Origin of the sequence: Arthrobacter globiformis (assembly GCF_030818015.1) — a bacterium.
Taxonomy (GTDB): domain Bacteria; phylum Actinomycetota; class Actinomycetes; order Actinomycetales; family Micrococcaceae; genus Arthrobacter; species Arthrobacter globiformis_C.
On sequence record NZ_JAUSZX010000001.1, the window covers coordinates 540941 to 561499 of the forward strand.

Consider the following 20559-nt stretch of genomic DNA (forward strand, 5'->3'; position numbering starts at 1 on the left):
ACACGCTGAAGCGTTGGCTTTGACCGGGAAGGCCCGGCTGGATCGCGCAGCCGGGCCTTCCCTTAGGCGTCCCCTACGCCGACCATTCCTGAGGAGATCCAATGACGCATCACGTTTCCAGACGCAATATCCTTCGGCTCGGAGCAGCCACCGCTGTTCTGCCCTGGCTGCCGTCGCTCGCCGCCGGGGCGGCGAACGCGGAGGGCCCCGCTGCGGGTGCGGCGCTCGCCGCCGCGGCTGCGCTCACCCGTTCAAACTGTCCGACGTGAGCCTGGGGCCGGGAGTGTTTGCCCGGAAGCGTGAGCTGATCCTGAACTTCGCCCGCGGGTACGACGAGCGGCGCTACCTCAACGTCTTCCGTGCCAATGCCGGCCTGCAGCCAGTGGCCGGGGTGGTGCCGCTGCCTGCCGGGGGCTGGGAAGGACTCGACGGCGAGGCCAACGGCAATCTGCGCGGGCACTTCACCGGGCACCACATGTCCATGCTGGCCCAGGCCTACGCGGGCACGGGGGAGGAGGTCTTCGGCACCAAACTGCGGAACCTCGTGGGCTCCCTGCACGAATGCCGCGAAGGGCTCTCCCGGGAACCCGCCATCCAGACCGTCGGAGGCCGCCTCCCGGGGACGGCCGTCGACCTCGCCCGCGGCTCCTACGTCTACGGCCAGCTGCCCGCCGGCTCCGTGGACGGGCTGACAGGCATGACCTTCGCCGCGTGGGTGCGTCCGACGGCGGCGGCGAATTGGGCGCGGATCTTCGACTTCGGCAACGACACAAGGACCTACGCGTTCCTCGCCCAGCGCGACGGCGCCGGCCTGCCGCGGTTCGCCATCACCCGGAACTTTGCCGGGGGTGAGCAGACGATCGTGGGCACGGCCCCGCTGCCGGTCAACGAGTGGAGCCACGTTGCCGTTACCCTGGACGGCCAGGCCGGAACGCTGTACGTCAACGGAAAGCAGGCCGGCAGGAATGCTGCCCTGACCTTGACCCCGGCCCTGCTGGGAAGCCTCGCCAACGTGTGGCTTGGCCGGTCGCAGTACAACGATCCCAATTTCGCCGGCGCCTATCAGGACGTCAACATCTGGCGGTCAGCACTCCGCGCGGCGCAGGTCGCGGAATTGGCGGCAGCCCGCGCGTCGGGCACCTCGGCCGGGAACGGCGACGTCGTCTCCCTCGCCTGCGGCGAAACCAGCGGTTCCGTGCTGGCGGACGCCTCCGGCAAAGACCGCAACGCCACACTCCGGCGCACCTGGGGACTGCCCAGCCACCCCGGCTTCCTGGCCGCGTACCCTGAGACCCAGTTCATCGAGCTGGAGAGCAGGACCACACCGGACTACCTCCGGGTCTGGGCTCCCTACTACACCGCCCACAAGATCCTGAAGGGGCTCCTCGACGCCTACACGGCGACAGCGGAACCGAAGGCCCTGGATCTGGCGGCGGGGCTCTGCGACTGGATGCACTCCCGCCTGGGCAAACTCACGCCTGCGGTACGCCAGCGGATGTGGGGAATTTTCTCGAGCGGCGAATACGGCGGCATTGTGGAGGCCATCCTGGAGACCCACAGCCACACCGGCAAACCGGAGCATCTTGAGCTCGCCAAGTACTTCGACCTCGACTCCCTCATCGATGCGTGCGCCCAGAATAAGGACATCCTCGCCGGCCTGCACGCCAACCAGCACATCCCGATCTTTACCGGCCTGGTGCTGATGTACAACACCACCGGCGAGGAGCGGTACCTCACCGCCGCGCGCAACTTCTGGGGCATGGTGGTGCCCACGCGCATGTTCAGCATCGGCGGAACCAGCCAGGGCGAGTTCTGGAAGGAGCGGGACCGGATCGCGGCATTCCTGAACGCGACAGACGCCGAATCCTGCTGCGCCTACAACATGCTCAAGTTGTCGCGCGAGCTGTTCTTGAAGGACCAGAACCCCGCGTACATGGACTACTACGAGCGGGCGCTTTTCAACCAGGTCCTCGGGTCAAAGCAGGACCAGGAGAGCGCGGAGCTGCCGCTGGCCACCTACTTCATCGGCCTGCAGCCCGGCGCCGTCCGCGACTTCACGCCGAAGCAGGGCACCACGTGCTGCGAAGGCACCGGCCTCGAGTCGGCAACGAAGTACCAGGATTCCGTCTACTTCACCGCCGAGGACGGCAGCGCGCTCTACGTCAACCTCTACATTCCGTCCACCCTCCGCTGGGCCGCGAAGAACATCACTGTCACCCAGACGACGTCCTACCCCTTCGAACAGCGCACAACGCTGCAGGTTGCGGGCTCCGGGCAGTTCGAGCTGCGGCTGCGGGTTCCGGCGTGGGCCACGGCCGGCTTCACCGTCAGGGTCAATGGTGCGGCCGCTGAAGCGACGGCCACGCCGGGCAGCTACCTCAGCATCGCCAGGACCTGGAAGAACGGGGACACTGTGGACGTCGAGATGGCGTTCACCCTCCGCGCCGAGCAGGCCCTGGACGATCCTTCCGTGCAGACCCTCATGTACGGGCCGGTGCACCTCGTGGCGCGCGACGCCCGCACGGATCTTCTCCCGTTCAGCCTGTACGGGGCTGCAAGGCTCAACGGTGATCTCGCCCCGGCCGCCCAGCCGATCCAGGGCAAGCCCCTGCACTTCACCCAGGCCGGCGTCGAACTGGCGCCGTTCCTCGAAGGAACCGAGGACGCCTTCCACTCGTACTTCCGGCGCGCCGAGCCGTCTGTGGTGTTCGGGGGAGTGGACTGCGGCGTGGCCAACCCGGCGCGGGCCAACAAGACCACGCTCCTGGACGACGTCTGGCAGTCAGCCCCCTTCGCCAACAAGCCGGAGTTGCTGCGGCGCGTCACCCAGGTGACGGACGCGTGGCTTTCCGAACGGTCGCTCAGCCGCGCGGACGCAGACCGCATTTACGGCGCAGCCCAGCGGGCGGCATTCGGAAGCCCCGAAGGCGAGATCGACGACCTGCAGCAGATTGCGGCCGCGGCGCTCGCGGCCGGCCGGATCACGGCGGAAACGGGCGACATGCTCGGCGCCCGGCTGAAATCGGCCACCAAGGCGCTCGCCCGGAAAACCACGGCCAAGGCCGTGCACTACCTCGGGCAATACATCGACGGCGCCACCCGGGATATTGCCGACCAGTCCCTGCGGGACCTGCTGGTCAGCGGCGCGCAGGCGCTGGTGGTCAGGCTGAACGCCTGAGCCGGCCAGTCCGACGTCGTCCGTTCCGATTCGCTTCCATTCCCACCGCGTCATTCCAAGCAGCGGCCTCCGGGCCGCCCGAACGAAAGTGTCTCAATGCTCCCTACACACTCACGGGCCCGCACTGGCCCGGCCTTGACGACGGCGGCTGCGCTGGCCGCTTCGGCTGCGCTGGCACTCGGCGGCCTGATCGCCGCGGCGCCGGCCCATTCCGCCGTCGATGACGGGCTGGTCCTCAAGTACAACCTGACGGAAGCCGCCGGAACCGTGGCGGAGGACAGCTCCGGCAACGGCCGCAACGGAACGATCAGCGGTGACGCCACCAGGCTGGGCGGCGAGGGCCTCCAGCTCGGCGGCACGGACGCCCACGTCCGGCTCCCGAACGACATCATGCGCGGGCTTGACTCCATCACAGTGTCCACGGACGTAAAGATCGCGGCCGACCAGGGCACCCCCTACTTCATCTGGGGCCTCGGAAACACCACCAGCGGCACCGGCAACGGCTACCTCTTCACCACGGGCAACTCGTACCGGACCTCCATCGCCACCGGCAACTGGGCCACCGAGCAGACCACCAGCGCCAACCGGGACCTGGCACGCGGTGCCTGGAAAACCATCACCTACACCCTGAGCGGCGGGACCGCCGTCCTCTATGAGGACGGCACCGAGGTCGCCCGGAAGACGGGCGTCACCATCACGCCGGGAAGCATTGGCGGAGGAACGACGACGGCGAACTACCTCGGGCGGTCCGTCTACAGCGGGGACAAGTACCTCAAGGGCCAGGTCCGCGATTTCCGCATCTACAACCGTGCACTCTCGGCCGACGAGGTGCGGGAGCTCGGGTACGTTTCCCCGGAACAGCGCGTTGCCCTCGACCTGCAGGACCTGTCGCTGGGGGACACCTCCGCAGTGACAGCGCGCCTGTTGCTGCCCGCCACCGGGCCCAACGGCTCGGCCTACACCTGGTCGTCCTCGGACCCGGCCACGGTCTCCGCCCAGGGGGCGGTCACCCGCCCGGCCAACGGAACCGGCGATGCCACCGTGACACTGACCGCCACGGCCACGTCCGGTGAGGCATCGGCGTCGAAAACGTTCACCGTCACGGTGCCGGAAGACATCAGCGACGACCAGAAGGTCACTGAGGCCACCGCAGCGCTGACCGTGTGGGATGCCGACGCGATCCGGGGGAACATCACCCTTCCCACGGCGGGGCTGTACGGAACCGCCGTGGAATGGAAGTCGAACGACGACGCCGTCATCACCTCCACCGGCGAGGTCACCCGGCCCGCCTACGGCAGCAAGTCCGCCGTGCTCAACCTGCAGGCAACCGTCACCCTCGGTAAGGCGAAGACCAAGAAGAAATTCCGCGTCACGGTGCTGCCGCTGCCCAAGACCGAGGCCAAGGAAGGCTACGCCTTCGCGTACTTCACCGGCAACGATCTCGCCGGCGAGAACATCTACATGGCCGCCAGCCGCGGAAACGACGCACTCAAATGGGACGAACTGAACGGCGGACATCCCGTCCTCAAGTCCGGCCTCGGCACCAAGGGCCTGCGCGATCCGTTCATCATCCGCTCCCCGGAAGGCGACAAGTTCTACATGATCGCCACGGACCTCTCCATCGGCAGCGGCACCAGCTGGGACTCCTCGCAGCGCAAGGGCAGCCAGTACATCGAGGTCTGGGAATCGACCGACCTGGTGAACTGGTCCGGGCAGCGGCACGTGAAGGTCTCGCCGGACACCGCGGGCAACACCTGGGCTCCGGAAGCCCACTATGACGAAAAGATCGGCGCCTACGTCGTGTACTGGGCCTCCAAGCTCTACGCCGACAACGATCCCAACCACACCGGCGGCACCTACAACAAGATGATGTACTCCACCACCAGGGACTTCCGTACCTTCACCGAGGCCAAGGTGTGGAATGACCCGGGCAACTCGGTTATTGATTCCACCGTCATCAAGGAGGGCGACACCTACTACCGCTTCACCAAGGATGAAGGGCAGGTCTCCGGCTGCCTGGACATCATGCAGGAAAAGTCGAACGACCTGCTCGCCGTCGACGTGCCCGCCACGAACCCGCGCAACTGGACGCTGATGGCCAACTGCATCGGCAAGAAGGCCGGAACGGGCGGCGTGGAAGGGCCCACCATCTTCAAGTCGAACACCGAGGAGAAGTACTACCTGTTCGTCGACGAATTCGGCGGCCGCGGCTACATCCCGCTGGAAAGCACCAGCCTGGAAAACCCGGACTGGAAGCTGTCCACCAACTACGAACTGCCCCGCGCGCCGCGCCACGGCACTGTCCTGCCCGTCACCAGGACGGAGCTGGAGCGCCTGCACAGCCAGCTGTGATTTAGCTCTGCTTCGCTGAAGGCAGGGGCTCCGCCGGTACCGGCGGAGCCCCTGTTCTTTGGAGCCTTCGCCGTGCCTAAGCTGCCCGGCAGCCGCTGACCTGCGGCCAAACTCCGGGACGGCCTAGAATCCTTTATTGATTTCTGCCCGCTCTCACACCTGGAGTTTCAATGATCCGGAAGGCTGTTGCCGGAGACGCTGCCGCCCTTGCCGATTTGGCGGCGGCGACTTTCCCGCTGGCATGCCCGCCCGGCTCCTCGCCTGAGGACATCCAGCTCCACCTCAAGCGCACGCTCAGCGCGGAGAAGTTCGCGGAGTACCTCGCCGACAGCAGGATCGCCATCCTGGTGCTGGAGCAGGACGGCCGGCTTGACGGGTACACCCTGCTCGTCGACCGGCAGTCAACGGACCCCGATGTGCTCCGCGCCCTCGCCACAAAGCGCACCGTTGAGTTGAGCAAGTGCTACGTGCACCCGGACCATCACGGGCGGGGCGCGGCCTCCACGCTCATGCGGGCCTCCTTGGACTGGGCCGCGGCCCAGGGTGCGGCAAGCGTCTGGCTGGGGGTCAACAGCAGAGAGCGACTTCATTCTGGAGTGCGCCCTCCCGCGGAAGGGCTGACGACGGCCCGCCTCCTCGGGAAGGAGGCGAGTAGCTGCTGCCGCAATGTCAGCCGGCTGCTCCGGACCACCACAATCACTGCGAGCAATCCGGTCAGCAGCACAACGGCGCCGCCGGCGGCCACTGACCAGCGGGCGCCGAAGGTGCTGCCGAGCCAGCCCATGAGCGGGGCTCCCAGAGCGGTTCCGCCCTGCAGGGTTGCCAGATAGAGGGCCAGCACGCGGCCCCTGAACTGTGGCTCCACGGAGAGCTGGATGCTCGTGTTGCAGCTGTTCAGGAAGGTCATCGAGGCGAGTCCGACCGGGACCAGGATGGCGGCGTAAAGCCAGAACGACGGCGAGACGCTGCCGATCAGCGTGAAGAAACCCAGGCCCAGCGCTCCGCCGAGCAGGAAACGCAGCCGGGGGCCGGATCTGCGGGCTGCCAGCAGTGCTCCGGCCAGCGTCCCGACAGCCATGATGGAGCCCAGGAGTCCGAATTCACCGGGCCCCATTCCGAATTCCGCTGTGGACATCAGCGCGTTGGTGATGGGGAAATTCATGCCGAAGGCCCCCAGGATGCCCACCAGGACGAGGATCAGCACCAGATCCGGACGCCGGCGCACATAGCCCAGTCCCTCGGCGACCTGGTGCTTGCTCCGGACTGACAGCGTGGTCGGGGCCCGCTCTGCTATGCGGATCCGGGCCAGCGAGATCAGGACGGCGGCGAAGCTGGCGGCGTTGAGCAGGAAAACGGGTCCGGTGCCAACCCAGGCGATGAGCACTCCAGCGATCGCAGGTCCCGTCAGCCGGGCAGTGTTGAAGGAAGCGGAGTTGAGGGACACCGCGTTGGCGATATCGTCCTGTCGCACGAGTTCGGAGACGAAGGCCTGGCGTGCGGGCCCGTCAATGGCGCTGGCCAGACCAAGACAGAGGGCGGCTGCGTACACCTGCCACAGCTGCGCCGCACCGGTAACCACCAGGAGCCCAACGACCAGTCCGCACAGACCCATGGCCGACTGTGTCCACAGCAGGATCACGCGCTTCCGGTGCCGGTCTGCGAGCACGCCTGCATAGGGGCCAAGCAGAAGCATGGGGAGGAACTGCAGGGCCGTGGTGATGCCGACGGCGGTGCCGGAATGGTCCGTGAGGACGGTCAGCACCAGCCAGTCCTGGGCTACCCTCTGCATCCAGGTGCCGATGTTGGACACAAGGGCTCCGCTGGCCCACAACCGGTAGTTGGGGTTCTGCAATGCCCGGAAGGTGGCGCTCATCGGGCGCTCATCTCCTGCATGATGTGCGCGGCCCGGCTCAGGGTCAGCCTGTCCTCCGCGCTCAGGCCAGCGACCCGTTGAGCCAGCCAGGCGGTCCGCTGGCCCCGCGCCTCTTCCAGAACGTCCACGCCGGCAGGCGTGATGCCCACCTGGATCTGGCGGCCGTCCTCCGGATGCGTTGACCGGGACACAAATCCCAGCTCTGCGAGGGCATTCACGATCCGGGTCATCGACGGCGCCTGCACATGTTCCCGCTCCGCAAGTTCCCGGGGGGTGCGCGGGCCGTCGCTGTGGAGCTGGGCCAGCACCGTGTACTGGCCCGGAGTGATGATGTCGCCGGTGGCCTCAACGCGGAGCCGGCGGGAGGTCCGCATCACCGCAGTTCGAAGGTCGATCGCCAGGATGTCCGGCCTTATGGATTGAGGGGTCTCTTGGTGTGCCGCTCCGTTTGCAGGCATTTCGGAAGTGCGCCTCCTGATAGTTAGCACCGCTAATTAGCTCGTCTAACCATTATCCACCCGGCCTTTCCGGGCAGCAACCCATGCCCAGGGGAATGTGATCTATTTCCCTTTCGGGGCCGCCGTGCTTGCGCGGACCACCAGGTCGGTAGGCACCAGCGTGACGCCGGGTTCGGTGGTGTTGGTGCGGATCTGCTGCAGGACGTTGTCGACGCACTGGTTGCCGACGTCGGCGAAGTTCTGGTGGACCGTGGTCAGCGGTGGTGCGTAGGAGGAGGCTTCGGGGACGTCGTCGAAGCCGACCAGGCTGATGTCTTCGGGGACTGTTTTTCCTTTTTCGCGGAAGGCCCGGAGCAGGCCGAGGGCCATGTGGTCGTTCGCGGCGAAGACGGCCGTGCAGCCTGGTTCGTCGGCGAGCCGGAGTCCGGCCTCGTAGCCGGAGTCCGCCGACCAGTCGCCGCGGAGCACCGGCGGGACAGGCCTGCCGGCGTCGGTGAGGGTGGTGCGCCAGGCGGCGGCGCGGCGTTCGCTGGCGAAGGACTCTTCGGGGCCAGCGACGTGCCAGACGGTCTCGTGGCCGAGGTCCAGGAGGTGTTTGACGGCCTTGCGGGCGCCGTCGGCCTGGTCTGTGTCCACCACGCTGTACTGCTCGCCGGCGTCGGAATCGACGACGACGACCTTCACTCCCGGAGGCAGCGTCACGGTCGCAGCATCCAGGAGGTGGACCTCCATGATAGCGATCACCGCGTCAACGGCGAGTTCACCCATCCGGGAGAACGCACCTTGGATCCCAGCCTGCGTTGGTGCCGTCACCGGGATCAGCGTGATGGCGAAGTCCTGCCGGGCTGCGTGCAGTGCGATGGCCTCAAGCGTGCGCATGTTACCCAGCGAGGACAGCGAGAACGTGATCACCCCGATGGTCCGGAAACTGCCCCGCTTAAGCGCCCGGGCCGCACTGTTCGGCCGGTACCCCAGCTCGTTCATCGCCGCAATCACCTGGCGGCGCGTGCTTTCGATGACGTCCGGGCTCCCGTTGGACACGCGGGAAACCGTTTGGGACGAGACTCCGGCGAGCTTGGCGACGTGGGCCATGGAGACCTGCTGCTTGCGTCGTGGCGCGGCGCCTGCGGCCTCCTTCGCAGGGGATATATTGCGGACCGGGGGTTGACCGGGTTCGTGCTCCATGTCACCATCGTACCAATCATGTTTGCGCAAACATTAACAAAAGCTCACATGGCATGTTTACGTAAACAGAACACGTTCGGTCACCAGCCAGGTGACGCAGCCCTAAAGAGGACCTTTCATGACAATGACGTCCCCGCAAGTCGCAGCGCGAGCAGGAGCGGCTGCCCCGGCGGCCCGCACGAGCCGCCGCGCCAGCCGCCGTTCGTGGGCCGGCTGGTGGTTCATTGGCCCGTTCATGGCCGTTTTCGCAGTGGTCTTCCTGGCCCCGATCGCGTATTCCATCTACCTGAGCGTCTTTCGCAACCAGCTCATCGGCGGCACCGCGTTCGTGGGCCTGGACAACTACGCCCGGGCGTTGGGGGACCCGCAGTTCTGGTCCGCGCTGGGACGGGTTTCGCTGTTCCTGGCCGTCCAGGTGCCGGTCATGCTGATGATCGCCCTCGTTGTGGCCCTCGCCCTGGACAGCGGCAGGCTCTACGGGAAGTCGTTCTTCCGGATCTCGATCTTCCTGCCCTATGCCGTGCCCGCCGTCGTCGCCACACTCATGTGGGGCTTCATGTACGGCACCCGATTCGGACTGGTGGGAAACATCAACCAGGCCTTCGGCCTGAACCTGCCCAGCCCGCTCTCCTCCGAACTGGTGCTGGCCTCAATCGGAAACATCGTCACGTGGGAGTTCATCGGCTACAACATGCTGATCTTCTACTCCGCGCTGACCGTCATCCCCAAGTCCCTCTATGAGGCCGCTGAGATCGACGGCGCCGGCCAGCTGAGGGTCATCGCCGCGATCAAGCTCCCGGCCATCCGCGGCGCCATCGTGGTCGCCAACATCTTCTCAGTGATCGGCAGTTTCCAGCTCTTCAATGAGCCCAGCATCCTCAAGAGCCTCTCACCCAACACCATCTCGACCTACTTCACGCCCAACCTGTACGCCTTCTCCCTGTCCTTCTCCGGGCAGCAGTACAACTACTCCGCCACGGTGGCGATCATCATGGGGCTGATCACCATGGCCATTGCCTATGCCGTCCAGGTCCGCGGCATGCGAAAGGAGCGCTGACCATGAGCGTTCAGACAGCCGCCCGCCCCAGCAGCTCCAGCGCAGGGACGTCGTCCCAGCCAAAAATCCGCACCCCGCGCCTGCGGTTCCCACGCGCAGCCCGGTCCCGGCGCTCGCGCCGCAGCCTGGCACTGACTCTCCTGATGGGCCTTGTCCTCCTCTACAGCCTGGCCCCGCTGTTCTGGCTCCTGGTCAACGCCACCAAAACGCAGGACGGCCTGCTCAACTCCTTCGGCCTGTGGTTCGACGGCGATTTTGCCCTCTGGGACAACATCGCCCGGACAGCCACCTACGACGGCGGGATCTTCCTTCGCTGGTTCGCCAACACAGTCCTCTACGTCGTGCTCGGCGCAGGCGGTGCCACTTTCCTCGCCGTCCTCGGCGGCTACGCGCTGGCCAAGTTCGATTTCCCTGGCCGGAAGGCTGTGTTCGCCGTCGTCATCGGAGCGGTGGCCATTCCGGGCACGGCACTCGCGGTCCCCACGTTCCTCATGTTCAGCCAGATGGGCCTCACCAACACCCCCTGGGCCGTGATCATCCCCTCGCTCATCTCGCCCTTCGGCCTGTACCTCATGTGGACCTTCGCCACCGAGGCCATCCCCACCGAGATCATGGAGTCCGCCCGGATCGACGGCGCCAGCGAGGCACGCACCTTCTTCCAGGTCTGCCTTCCGCTGCTGACCCCGGGCATTGTCACCGTGCTGCTCTTCACCATGGTGGCCACCTGGAACAACTACTTCCTGCCGCTGATCATGCTGAAGAACCCGGACTGGTACCCCCTCACCCTGGGCCTGAACGCCTGGAACGCGCAGGCCGGCACCGCCGGCGGGGAAGCCATCTTCAACCTCGTCATCACCGGTTCCCTGCTCACCATCCTGCCGCTGATCGCAGCGTTCCTGCTGCTCCAGCGCTACTGGCAGTCCGGCCTTTCCGCCGGAAGCGTCAAAGAATAACGCCCGTCCCACCCTCACCAACAACGCAGTTAGAAGGAAGACATGATCAAGACCCTGACCCGCCGCGGCCTGCTGCAGACTTCCGCCGTCGCCGCCGCACTCGCCCTGGGGCTCACCGCCTGCGGAGGCGGCGGCAACGCAGCGCCGCAGCAAACGGTCAACAGCGACGCCGTCGAAGCCGCCCTCCAAAAAGGCGGCAAGCTGACAGTGTGGGCCTGGGACCAGTCGCTGAAGAAAGTCGCCGAGGGCTTCGAGGCCAAGTACCCCAACGTGGACGTCAACCTGGTCAACGCGGGCACCGGAAACGACCAGTACACCGCCCTGCAGAACGCGATGTCCGCCGGCTCCGGGGTGCCCGATGTGGCGCAGATTGAGTACTACGCACTTCCGCAGTTTGCGCTCAGCAAGTCACTGGCGGAGCTCGGCCAGTTCGGCGCTGCAGACCTCGACGGTACCTTCACGGCCGGTCCGTGGTCCTCGGTGCAGGCGCAGGGCGGCGTCTACGGCCTTCCCATGGACTCCGGCCCCATGGCCCTGTTCTACAACAAGCAACTCTTCGACAAGCACGGCATCGCAGTGCCCACCACCTGGGATGAGTTCCTCGAGGCCGGACGTGCGCTGAAGAAGGCTGACCCGAAGGCCTACATCGCCAACGACACAGGGGACGCCGGGTTCACCACCAGCATGATCTGGCAGGCCGGCGGCAAGCCCTACAAGGTGGACGGCACCAACGTCGGCGTGAACTTCTCCGACGAAGGGTCCACCAAGTTCGCCGAGACCTGGCAAAAGCTCATTGACGAGGACCTCCTGGCCCCCATCAGCTCGTGGAGCGATGAATGGTACAAGGGCCTCGGCAACGGCACCATCGCCACCCTTTCCACCGGCGCTTGGATGCCCGGGAACCTGGTCTCCGGCGTTGCCGACGGGGCAGGCAAATGGCGGGTCGCACCCTTGCCGCAGTGGGAGAAGGGCGCCAACAGCAGCGCCGAAAACGGCGGCAGCTCGCTGGCCATTCCTGCGGCCAGCAGCCAGGCAGCGCTGGCCTACGGCTTCCTGAAGTACTCCAATGTTGAGGAAGGCGTCCAGGCCAGGATCGACGGAGGAGCGTTCCCCGCCACCTCAAAGGACCTGGCGTCCGAGAAATTCCAGAACACCGAGTTCAAGTACTTCGGCGGCCAAAAGGCCAACCAGATCTTCGCCGAATTAGCGAAGAATGTTCCCGCCGGCTGGTCCTACCTGCCGTTCCAGGTCTACGCCAACAGCATTTTCAACGACACCGCCGGCCAGGCCTACGTCTCCGGCACCAAGCTCAAGGACGGCCTCGCCGCATGGCAGAAAGCCTCGGTCAAGTACGGCACCGAGCAGGGGTTCACGGTCAAGGAATAAGACCCCGTAGGCAACCCACCCATCTCCGCGGACGCGCCAGCCAGCCCGGCGCGTCCGCGGCCACCCAAACGCGCCCAAAAAGAGGAACTCCATGACCCACACCGCCCAACACCGCTGGCTGCGCTGGCCGTCCCCGGACACCAAGAGGCTGGCCTTCGGTGCCGACTACAACCCCGAGCAGTGGCCCCGCGAGGTCTGGGCAGAGGATGTGCGGCTCATGAGGGAGGCCGGGGTCAACATCGTCTCCCTGGCCATTTTCTCGTGGGCACGGATCCAGCCCTCGCGGGACAGCTGGGACTTTGCCTGGCTTGACGACATCATCGGCCTGCTCCACGCCAACGGCATTGCCGTGGACCTTGCCACCGCCACCGCCTCCCCGCCGCCGTGGCTCGCGGCCGAACACCCGGAAATCCTTCCGGTCACCCAGAACGGCGAGACCCTCTGGCCCGGCGGCCGGCAGCACTGGCGGCCCACGTCGCCGGTGTTCCGCGAGCACGCACTGACGCTCGTGCGCGCCATGGCCGAACGCTACAAGGACCACCCCGCCGTCTGTGCCTGGCACGTTTCCAACGAGCTTGGCTGCCACAACATCTATGACTATTCCGACGACGCCGCAGCCGCCTTCCGCCGGTGGCTCCAGGACCGCTACGGCACACTTGAGGAGCTGAACACCGCCTGGGGGACCGACTTCTGGTCCCAGCGCTACGCGGACTGGAACCACATCCTCCCGCCGCGCAAGGCGGCGTCCTACCCGAACCCCACGCAGCAGCTGGACTTCAAGCGCTTCTCCTCGGACTCGTTGGGGGATTACCTCCGCGCCGAACGCGACATCCTCAACGGCATCACCCCGGACATTCCCGTCACCACCAATTTCATGGTGATGGGGGAAACGAAGGGAATGGACTACGCCGTCTGGGCCGCCGACGTCGATTTCGTCTCCAACGACCACTACGTGGTCCCGGGACCGCAGGACCATGACGAACTGTCCTTCTCCGCGAACCTGACCGGCAACATCGCCGGCGGCAACCCCTGGTTCCTCATGGAGCACTCCACGAGCGCCGTCAATTGGCAGCCCGTGAACACGCCCAAGAAGCCTGGGGCCCTCGCCCGGGACTCGCTCACCCACGTGGCCCACGGCGCAGACGCGGTCTGCTTCTTCCAGTGGCGGCAGTCGCGCGCCGGGGCAGAGAAATACCACTCCGCGATGGTTTCGCACGCCGGCAGCGACAGCAGGCTCTTCCGCGACGTCACCGCGCTGGGACGGACGCTGGGCGAACTCTCGGCGATCACGGGAAGCCGGCGCGAGCCGGCACGGGCCGCGATCCTCTTCGACTGGGACTCCTGGTGGGCCAGCGAGCTGGACTCCCATCCGAGCGACAGGCTCCGCTACCGGCAGGAGGCGCTCGACTGGTATTCGGCGTTCCTGGCCAGCGGCATCCGCGCCGATGTCCTCCCGGCGGCAGCCTCCCTTGAGGGCTACCACCTGGTCATCGCACCGGTCCTGCACGTGGTGCCGGCGGAGCTGCGCGCGCGGTTGACCGCTTTTGTCGAAGCAGGCGGACACCTGGTGACCACCTACTTCTCGGGCATCGTGGACCAGAACGACCACGTGTGGCTCGGCGGATATCCCGGCGCCCTCGGCGATCTGCTGGGGATCCGGGTGGAAGAGTTCGGCCCGCTGGCCCCCGGAGAAGAAGCCACGCTCGACGACGGGTCAGCCGGCACGCTGTGGGCGGACTCGGTGGCCACCACCTCCGGAGACACGAAGGTCCTGCGCCGGTTCACCTCCGGTGACCACGCGGGTGAACCGGCTGTAACCCGGCGCAGCGTGGGCAGCGGATCCGCCGGCTACGTGGCGACGCGACTCGGACCCGCCGGCCTGGTCCCTGTCCTGCGGGAATTCGCCGACCTGGCCGGCGTCGAGTCTGAACTGCCCGCAGAACTGTGTGGCGCCGTCGAACTCGCCGTCCGCGCAGGGGAGGAAGGACGCTTCCTTTTCCTGATCAACCGAACGGACCAGGCCGTCGACATCTCGGCAGTCCCCGGCGCCGTGCTCGCGGGCACCGGGCAAGCCAAGCTCGCAGCCCGCGGTGTGGCCGTTCTCAAAAGCCCCAAATAAAGCAGCAGTCCCCAGAGATCAGCAGTATCACCGCACCGAAGGGAATTCAATGACGAACAGATCCAGACGGCCCTGGGCCGTGACCGCCGCCGGCGTCACCGCGGCGGTCTTCTCCGCAGGGCTCGTGGCCGGACCCGCACTCGCCGCCCCGGTGCCGGCCAAGGCAGCCGACGAACCCGTGCCGGCCGGCGCCGTGACCGTGCGGCCGGACCCCTCCTACCAGGGTGACGCCTTCGAAGGGTGGGGCACCAGCCTGGTCTGGTTCGCCAACGCCACCGGCGACTATCCGGATGAAATCCGCAACAAGCTTGCTGACATGGTCTTCGGCGACGAGGGGCTGAACCTCAACATCGCGCGGTACAACGTCGGCGGCGGAAACGCGCCGGACGTGAAGGACTACCTCCGGGCCGGCGGCGCCGTTGAAGGTTGGTGGAAGGCCCCCGAGGGCACCACCCGGCAGGACAAAGACTGGTGGGATCCGGAAAATTCGGACCACTGGAACCTCGACGCCGACCAGACACAGCGCTGGTGGGTGGACCGGATCAAGAACGACATCACGCACTGGGAAGCCTTCAGCAATTCCCCGCCGTGGTTCCAGACGGTCAGCGGATACGTTTCGGGCGGCTTCAACTCCTCGCAGGACCAACTGCGGACCGAGAGCGTTGAAGACTTCTCCTCCTACCTGGTGGGCGTCATCAAGCAGCTGGAAAAGGCGCACGGCATCAAGATCGACACCATCGATCCCATGAACGAACCGAACACCCCGTACTGGGGAACCAGCCTGAACTCGGCGGGCCAGCCCGTCGGTGGCCGGCAGGAAGGCGCCCACATGGGCCCCGAACTGCAGCAGAAGGTGGTCCAGTCCCTGGCCAAGGCACTGGCCAGTGCCGACACCGGCGCCGTCATCAGCGCCATGGACGAGACCAACCCTTCGACGTTCGCCAGCAACTGGAACAGCTATTCCGCCGACGCCAAGGCAAACGTCGGGCAGCTCAACGTCCACACCTACGGGACCGGGCAGCGGACAGCCGTCCGGGACATCGCCAAGGGCGAGGACAAGCCCCTGTGGATGAGCGAAACCGGCGGCTCCTGGCTGGACGGGCAGAACTTCACCAGCATGCAGCCCGGGCTCGGCCTGGCCCAGCACATGGTCAACGACCTCCGCGAGCTCGAGCCCGAGGCCTGGGTGTTCTGGCAGCCCGTTGAGGACTACAACAACATGAAGCCCGGCGGCGAAAGCGCCATCGGCTCCAACTGGGGCGAGATCCAGCTGCCCTTCGACTGCGCTGCCGGGGACAACCTCGATAGCTGCCCGATCTACACGAACACCAAATACAACACCGCGCGGAACTTCACGCACTACATCAAGCCCGGGGACCGCCTGGTCAAGGTGGACGACACGAACAGCGCGGCCGCCGTCTCCGACTCCGGAGCCACCGTGGTGCACGTGAACGACAGCAAGCAGCAGCGCCAGGTTGCCCTGGATCTCTCCGGGTTCGGTGCAATTCAGGGGAACGCCACCGTGACCCCGGTGACCAGCGACGCCTCCGGCGCGCTGGTGCAGGGAGAGCCGGTCGCCGTCGGAAAGGACCGCACGGCGGTCCTCACGGTGGCGGCCGAATCCGTCACAACGTTCCTGGTCAATGGTGTGCACGGCGTGGCCAAGGACGCCGCCCTGGTCCAGGCGGACCACGTCTACCGCCTGCAGGGCGTCGAAAGCGGCAAGTCCCTTACCCAGGGAACCGGCAACGCCGCCGTCATCCGTTCCGCCGCGGGCGCCGACCAGCAGTGGACCATCCGCCGCCTCAGCGGAGAGAACAGCAGCCGTGCCCGCTACGCGATTGAAACGCCCGACGGCGGGCGGCAGCTCGCCGTCGTCGATGGAACGCCCCAGCTGGCGCCGGCGGAGCCAACGCCGGCTGACGCCTCCCAGTGGACCATGTCCACCACCGGAGACGGCACCTACACGTTCGTCAACGCGGCAACCGGCAGGCTTCTCGAGGTGGGCGGGCATGCCACCGGGGACGGATCTCCAGTGACCCTGTGGACCGCCAACTCCGGCGAGAACCAGCGCTGGCGGGTCATCGATGAAACTGTCCAGGGATTCCAGAACGTCACGGCGTTCACCGTGCCCGAGACCGCTCCGCAGCTGCCCGCCAGGGTGGTCCCCGTCTACCGCGACGGCGCCCGGGGTGAACTTCCGGTGACCTGGACGATGCCGCCGGAGAACCGGTGGAGCAAACCCGGAACGGTTGACGTTCGCGGAACGGCGACCGACGTCCTGGGTGTTGCGCATCCGGTGACGGCCAAAGTCACGGTGGACAAGCTCGTCTCGACGCTTCCGGCCCGGGCCAAGACCTATGCCGGCGGAACGCCCGCGCTCCCTGCCACCGTGACAGCGGTGACTGCCGGCGGCAGCAAGGTGGAGCGGCCGGTTGTCTGGGATGCCGCCGGACGTTTTTCCGAGATTGGCGTGGCCACAGTTGCTGGCGGGGCCGACGCCGCCGACGGGCGGACACTGCCCGCCACTGTCCGCGTCCAGGTCACGGCGGGAACAGCCGACAACGTGGCCGATGACCCCGAGGCCACGTTCAGCGCCACGTTCACCGAGCCGGGCTACGGCACGGCAGGGCTGGGCAACGGCAACCTGACGGACAAGGCCTGGTCCAACTGGAAGTCGGGTGCCAAGAACACCACCGACACCCTGTCCGTGGCGCTCGCGAACCAGAAAACAGTGACCGGCGTGAGGGTCCACTTCTACCGCGACGGATCCACCGACAGCTACGCCCAAAGCCTCCAGGCGCAGACCAAGGCAGCCGACGGCACGTGGCAGAACGCTGGCGGCCCGGTCCCGGTCCCCGGCGGCAGCCCGGCCCCGGTGGTTACGGTTCCGGTTGCCAATGTGGACACCAGTGACGTCCGCGTGGTGCTCACCGCCCGGCCGAACACCCACATGACGGTCAGCGAAGTGCAGGTGCTGGCGCTGGCTCCGGGCAAGTCCTCCGACGCCGCCGCGGCGGGAATCTCCGTCAACGGCCAGCCACTGGCCGGCTTCGACCCGGGCGTCACCTCCTACCGGACCGGCGCCCAGGGGGCACGCCAGGAGGTCACGGCCACCGCGGCAGACCCCTACGCCACGGTCACAGTCCAGCAATCAGACGCAGTGCAGCAATCAAATAAAGTGCAGCAGGCGGACACGCAATCCGGAACCGCGGTGGTCACGGTTCGAAGTGAAGACGGAAGCCAGACCCGGACGTACGAGGTCGTTTTCGCCAGGTAGGAAGCTGGGTTCCGTCGCCGCTATTCCGCGACGGAACCCAGCCCCGTGGGGTCCGCCAGGAACCGGGCGAATCCCAGTTCCGCGGCGCCGATCATCATCAGATTGGACCCGAGTGCCGCGGGGTGCACCTTGGCCTGGGCGGCCGGCCCGTCCATCGCCTGGGAGAGCAGCAGCTCGTCGAGGGTGGTCGGCGCGAGCGCGTAAAGGACCCCCAGGAAACCGTCGAGGATGATCACCTCCGGGTTGAAGGTGTTGACGGCGTTCCGGAGCGCGATGGCCAGGAAGCCCAGCTGCCGGGAGATCTCCTCTGCGACGGCGGGGCTGCCTGACGCCCTCAGGGCCTGTTCCAGCTGGGGCGTGTCGCCGCCGCTGAGGCCGAGGACTTCGAAGAGCCGTCCTTGGGACACCTCTGTTTCCAGGCAGCCGGTGGCGCCGCAGTGGCACTGTTCGCCGGACGTGCGGACGAACGTGTGGCCCAGTTCCCCGGCGAAACCCGAGGCGCCGCGGAGCAGCATGCCGTTGGAAATGATCCCGCCGCCGATGCCGCTGGCGCCCCCGTTGAGGTACACGAGGTTGTCCCGCCCGGCACCGGCCCCGAAGATCAGTTCCGCCTCGGCCGCGAGCGAGGCGTCGTTGGCGGCCTGGCAGGCGTAACCGGTGGCTTCGCTTAGCATCCGGGCAACAGGCTCGTCCCGCCAGCCCAGGTGCGGCGCGTGGCGGACCGTTCCGTCGTCGGGGTTTACCAGGCCGGGCACCGCCACACCAATGCCGGTGATCCGGTACGAGTGGTCCAGCTCCGTGCGCATCCCCTCGATCACGGCAGCGGCGATGTTCACCGCTTCCCGTGCACTGGGAATCCGTTCGGTGGCGAACCGGATCTTCTTTTGGACGATGCCGCCCAGGTTGACCAGCCCGATGGTGACGGCGTCGATCTCCGGGTAGACGGCGAGCGCCGCGATGGAAGGGCTCGGACGCACCTCGGGGCTGGGCCGGCCCACTTGTGCTTCGCCGATGGGCGCCGTCTCGTAGACCAGGCCGAGGGCGGCCAGCTGGCCGATCAAGGTTCCGACCGTTGACCTGTTGAGCCCGGTCCTTTTCGTCAGCTGCGCCCGGCTGAGGACGCGGTGATGGTGGACCAGGGACGTGATCAGCGCCAGGTTGTTCCGCCTGGAGGGGTCCAGCTCGCTGGGCGGGGCGGTCGGGGCAGCCCGTTGGCGAGGGGAAGGCATCATCGGAACGATATCAGCTGCCGAGGACCTTGGTGTCGAGGAAATCGTTGCGGAATTTCCCCTCCGGATCGAGGCGGCCCACGAGGGCCTTAAAGTCGGCGAAGCGCGGGTAAAGCGGCGCGAGGCGGGAGGCATCGGCGTCGAACAGTTTGCCCCAGTGCGGACGGGCGCCGAACGGCGCCAGCTCGGCCTCGATCACCGGGAGCACGGCCTCGACGGCGGGCTGGTCCTGCCGCCAGGTGAGGTGCAGCCCGATGCTGTCGGTTCCGTAGTTCGGGCTTAGCCAGAGGCGGTCCGCTGCCATGGTGCGGATTTCCGAGACCAGCAGTAGCGGAGTCACCAAATGGGACAGCCGACGCATGGCCTCGATGGCGTCCACGGCGTGCCCGCGCGGGACCAGGTATTCGCTTTGCAGCTCGGCGCCCTTGCTGGGGGTGAACTCCATCCGGAAGTGGGCCAGCCTGTCCGACCACGGGCCGGCCACGCCCAGCTGCTGCGTGCAGGTGCTGCCGGAAACCCCGGCGATGGGATGCCGGGCTTCGGTGGCCGGGCTGCCGCCGTAGAAACTGGCGGGTTCCGCTGCGGCTTCCGCCTCCGTCCGGGACTTGAGCCACGCCTGGCCGATCCGGTCCCCGCTCCAGTCGGTGAAGAGACTGACGCTGTACGCCGAGGAGGTGACGCCGTCGAAATCCTCCAGCACCTGGTCCCACGGGAGGTTCTCAAAGACCCTCTGCGTCACCGGGAAGGCAGGTTCGATGTCCAGCGTCAGGCTGCTGACCACGCCGAGGGCGCCAAGGCTCACCACCATTCCGTCGAAGTCCGGGGTTTCGCCGCGGCGGGCGGTGAGAATCCCGCCGTCGGCTGTCACAAGCTCAAGGCCGGCGACGGCGGTGGCCAGGTTGCCGTTTCGGTCGCCTGATCCGTGCGTGGCGGTGGCGACGGCCCCGGCCACCGAGATGTGGGGGAGGGAAGCCAGGTTGTGCAGCGCGTAGCCTTGCCGCTGCAGCTCCGCCGCCAGGGTCCCGTACCGGGTTCCGCCGCTCACAGTCACTGTCATGTTCGCGGAGTCCACGTCGATGGCGGGTGCGAGGTATTCGAGCGAGACCATTGCACCGGTGGTGTCGGCGATGCGGTTGAAGGAGTGCCGCGAGCCAAGCGCGCGAAGCCGGGACGCGCCCGCAACCAGGTCCTGAAGCTCCGCCACGGTCCGGGGTTCCCGCACCTCGGCGGCGGCGTACCTGAGGTTGCCGGCCCAGTTGTACTCCTCGGTGTGCAGCTTAGTTCCTGCTTCGCTGGCCATTGCCTGCCCTTCGTTTGGTGTTTTAGAGAACATAACACTCCAGTCGGCCGCGAGGATAGGGTATCCGACCGCAGATCCTGATAATCCACCCCCGAAAAGCGGTTGACAGGTGGTCAAAACCTAATATGTTTGGTTGTGGAACATTTTAGGGATCTTCCCGCGGGACAGGTCCCTCCAAACCAAACGGGA

General features: G+C 66.8%; 13 protein-coding genes and 1 pseudogene. 9 read left to right on the forward strand and 5 right to left on the reverse strand.

What is annotated here, in order from left to right:
• Window positions 1–101: 101 nt before the first annotated feature.
• From QFZ23_RS02510 to QFZ23_RS02525, 4 genes and pseudogenes are all read left to right on the forward strand, one after another.
• On the forward strand, window positions 102–269 hold the full coding sequence (locus QFZ23_RS02510; RefSeq protein ID WP_306920369.1) for a hypothetical protein: 168 nt from the start codon (window positions 102–104) through the stop codon (window positions 267–269).
• Complete coding sequence (locus QFZ23_RS02515; protein ID WP_306920370.1) at window positions 266–3178, forward strand: beta-L-arabinofuranosidase domain-containing protein; 2913 nt, start codon at window positions 266–268, stop codon at window positions 3176–3178. The genes QFZ23_RS02510 and QFZ23_RS02515 overlap by 4 nt, the downstream gene beginning before the upstream one ends.
• 96 nt (window positions 3179–3274) lie before the next feature.
• Window positions 3275–5530, forward strand: coding sequence for an immunoglobulin-like domain-containing protein (locus QFZ23_RS02520; protein ID WP_306920371.1), 2256 nt, complete (start codon window positions 3275–3277; stop codon window positions 5528–5530).
• A gap of 170 nt (window positions 5531–5700) precedes the next feature.
• Window positions 5701–6096 (forward strand): annotated as a pseudogene (locus QFZ23_RS02525) (GNAT family N-acetyltransferase); the annotation flags it as partial.
• Window positions 6097–6116: 20 nt separating this feature from the next.
• Here QFZ23_RS02525 and QFZ23_RS02530 read toward each other — a convergent pair.
• From QFZ23_RS02530 to QFZ23_RS02540, 3 genes are all read right to left on the reverse strand, one after another.
• The gene (locus QFZ23_RS02530; RefSeq protein WP_306920372.1) at window positions 6117–7403 is read right to left on the reverse strand and encodes an MFS transporter; all 1287 of its coding nucleotides are present in this window, start codon (window positions 7401–7403) and stop codon (window positions 6117–6119) included.
• Window positions 7400–7861, reverse strand: a complete 462-nt coding sequence (locus QFZ23_RS02535) for a MarR family winged helix-turn-helix transcriptional regulator (RefSeq protein ID WP_306920373.1) — start codon at window positions 7859–7861, stop codon at window positions 7400–7402. The genes QFZ23_RS02530 and QFZ23_RS02535 overlap by 4 nt, the downstream gene beginning before the upstream one ends.
• 102 nt (window positions 7862–7963) lie before the next feature.
• Window positions 7964–9046: a LacI family DNA-binding transcriptional regulator gene (locus QFZ23_RS02540; protein ID WP_306920374.1), complete on the reverse strand. Its 1083-nt coding sequence runs from the start codon at window positions 9044–9046 to the stop codon at window positions 7964–7966.
• 124 nt (window positions 9047–9170) lie between these two features.
• On the opposite strand from QFZ23_RS02540, the gene QFZ23_RS02545 reads away from it, so the two are divergent.
• From QFZ23_RS02545 to QFZ23_RS02565, 5 genes are all read left to right on the forward strand, one after another.
• Window positions 9171–10103, forward strand: coding sequence for a carbohydrate ABC transporter permease (locus QFZ23_RS02545; protein ID WP_306920375.1), 933 nt, complete (start codon window positions 9171–9173; stop codon window positions 10101–10103).
• A 2-nt stretch (window positions 10104–10105) separates the two neighbouring features.
• The gene (locus tag QFZ23_RS02550) at window positions 10106–11056 is read left to right on the forward strand and encodes a carbohydrate ABC transporter permease (RefSeq protein ID WP_306920376.1); all 951 of its coding nucleotides are present in this window, start codon (window positions 10106–10108) and stop codon (window positions 11054–11056) included.
• Window positions 11057–11098: 42 nt separating this feature from the next.
• A complete protein-coding gene (locus QFZ23_RS02555) occupies window positions 11099–12442 on the forward strand; it encodes an ABC transporter substrate-binding protein (protein WP_306920377.1) in 1344 nt (447 codons plus the stop codon).
• Window positions 12443–12533: 91 nt separating this feature from the next.
• Window positions 12534–14561, forward strand: coding sequence for a beta-galactosidase (locus QFZ23_RS02560; protein WP_306920378.1), 2028 nt, complete (start codon window positions 12534–12536; stop codon window positions 14559–14561).
• 49 nt (window positions 14562–14610) lie between these two features.
• A complete protein-coding gene (locus QFZ23_RS02565; protein ID WP_306920379.1) occupies window positions 14611–17841 on the forward strand; it encodes a glycoside hydrolase in 3231 nt (1076 codons plus the stop codon).
• Window positions 17842–17861: 20 nt separating this feature from the next.
• Here QFZ23_RS02565 and QFZ23_RS02570 read toward each other — a convergent pair whose 3' ends face one another.
• Together QFZ23_RS02570 and QFZ23_RS02575 are read right to left on the reverse strand one after the other, a co-directional pair.
• Window positions 17862–19073, reverse strand: a complete 1212-nt coding sequence (locus QFZ23_RS02570) for an ROK family protein (protein WP_306920380.1) — start codon at window positions 19071–19073, stop codon at window positions 17862–17864.
• Between the two features lie 10 nt (window positions 19074–19083).
• Entirely contained in the window at window positions 19084–20370 is a 1287-nt protein-coding gene (locus QFZ23_RS02575) for an FAD-binding protein (RefSeq protein WP_306920381.1), read from the reverse strand.
• Window positions 20371–20559 lie beyond the last annotated feature (189 nt).

What these genes read in the sequence shown, in the direction of transcription:
- QFZ23_RS02510 (WP_306920369.1), top strand. Translation starts at nt 102, where the DNA reads ATGACGCATCACGTTTCCAGACGCAATATCCTTCGGCTCGGAGCAGCC.
- QFZ23_RS02520 (WP_306920371.1), top strand. Translation starts at nt 3,275, where the DNA reads ATGCTCCCTACACACTCACGGGCCCGCACTGGCCCGGCCTTGACGACG.
- QFZ23_RS02530 (WP_306920372.1), bottom strand. Translation starts at nt 7,403, where the DNA reads ATGAGCGCCACCTTCCGGGCATTGCAGAACCCCAACTACCGGTTGTGG.
- QFZ23_RS02535 (WP_306920373.1), bottom strand. Translation starts at nt 7,861, where the DNA reads ATGCCTGCAAACGGAGCGGCACACCAAGAGACCCCTCAATCCATAAGG.
- QFZ23_RS02540 (WP_306920374.1), bottom strand. Translation starts at nt 9,046, where the DNA reads ATGGAGCACGAACCCGGTCAACCCCCGGTCCGCAATATATCCCCTGCG.
- QFZ23_RS02545 (WP_306920375.1), top strand. Translation starts at nt 9,171, where the DNA reads ATGACGTCCCCGCAAGTCGCAGCGCGAGCAGGAGCGGCTGCCCCGGCG.
- QFZ23_RS02550 (WP_306920376.1), top strand. Translation starts at nt 10,106, where the DNA reads ATGAGCGTTCAGACAGCCGCCCGCCCCAGCAGCTCCAGCGCAGGGACG.
- QFZ23_RS02555 (WP_306920377.1), top strand. Translation starts at nt 11,099, where the DNA reads ATGATCAAGACCCTGACCCGCCGCGGCCTGCTGCAGACTTCCGCCGTC.
- QFZ23_RS02560 (WP_306920378.1), top strand. Translation starts at nt 12,534, where the DNA reads ATGACCCACACCGCCCAACACCGCTGGCTGCGCTGGCCGTCCCCGGAC.
- QFZ23_RS02565 (WP_306920379.1), top strand. Translation starts at nt 14,611, where the DNA reads ATGACGAACAGATCCAGACGGCCCTGGGCCGTGACCGCCGCCGGCGTC.
- QFZ23_RS02570 (WP_306920380.1), bottom strand. Translation starts at nt 19,073, where the DNA reads ATGATGCCTTCCCCTCGCCAACGGGCTGCCCCGACCGCCCCGCCCAGC.
- QFZ23_RS02575 (WP_306920381.1), bottom strand. Translation starts at nt 20,370, where the DNA reads ATGGCCAGCGAAGCAGGAACTAAGCTGCACACCGAGGAGTACAACTGG.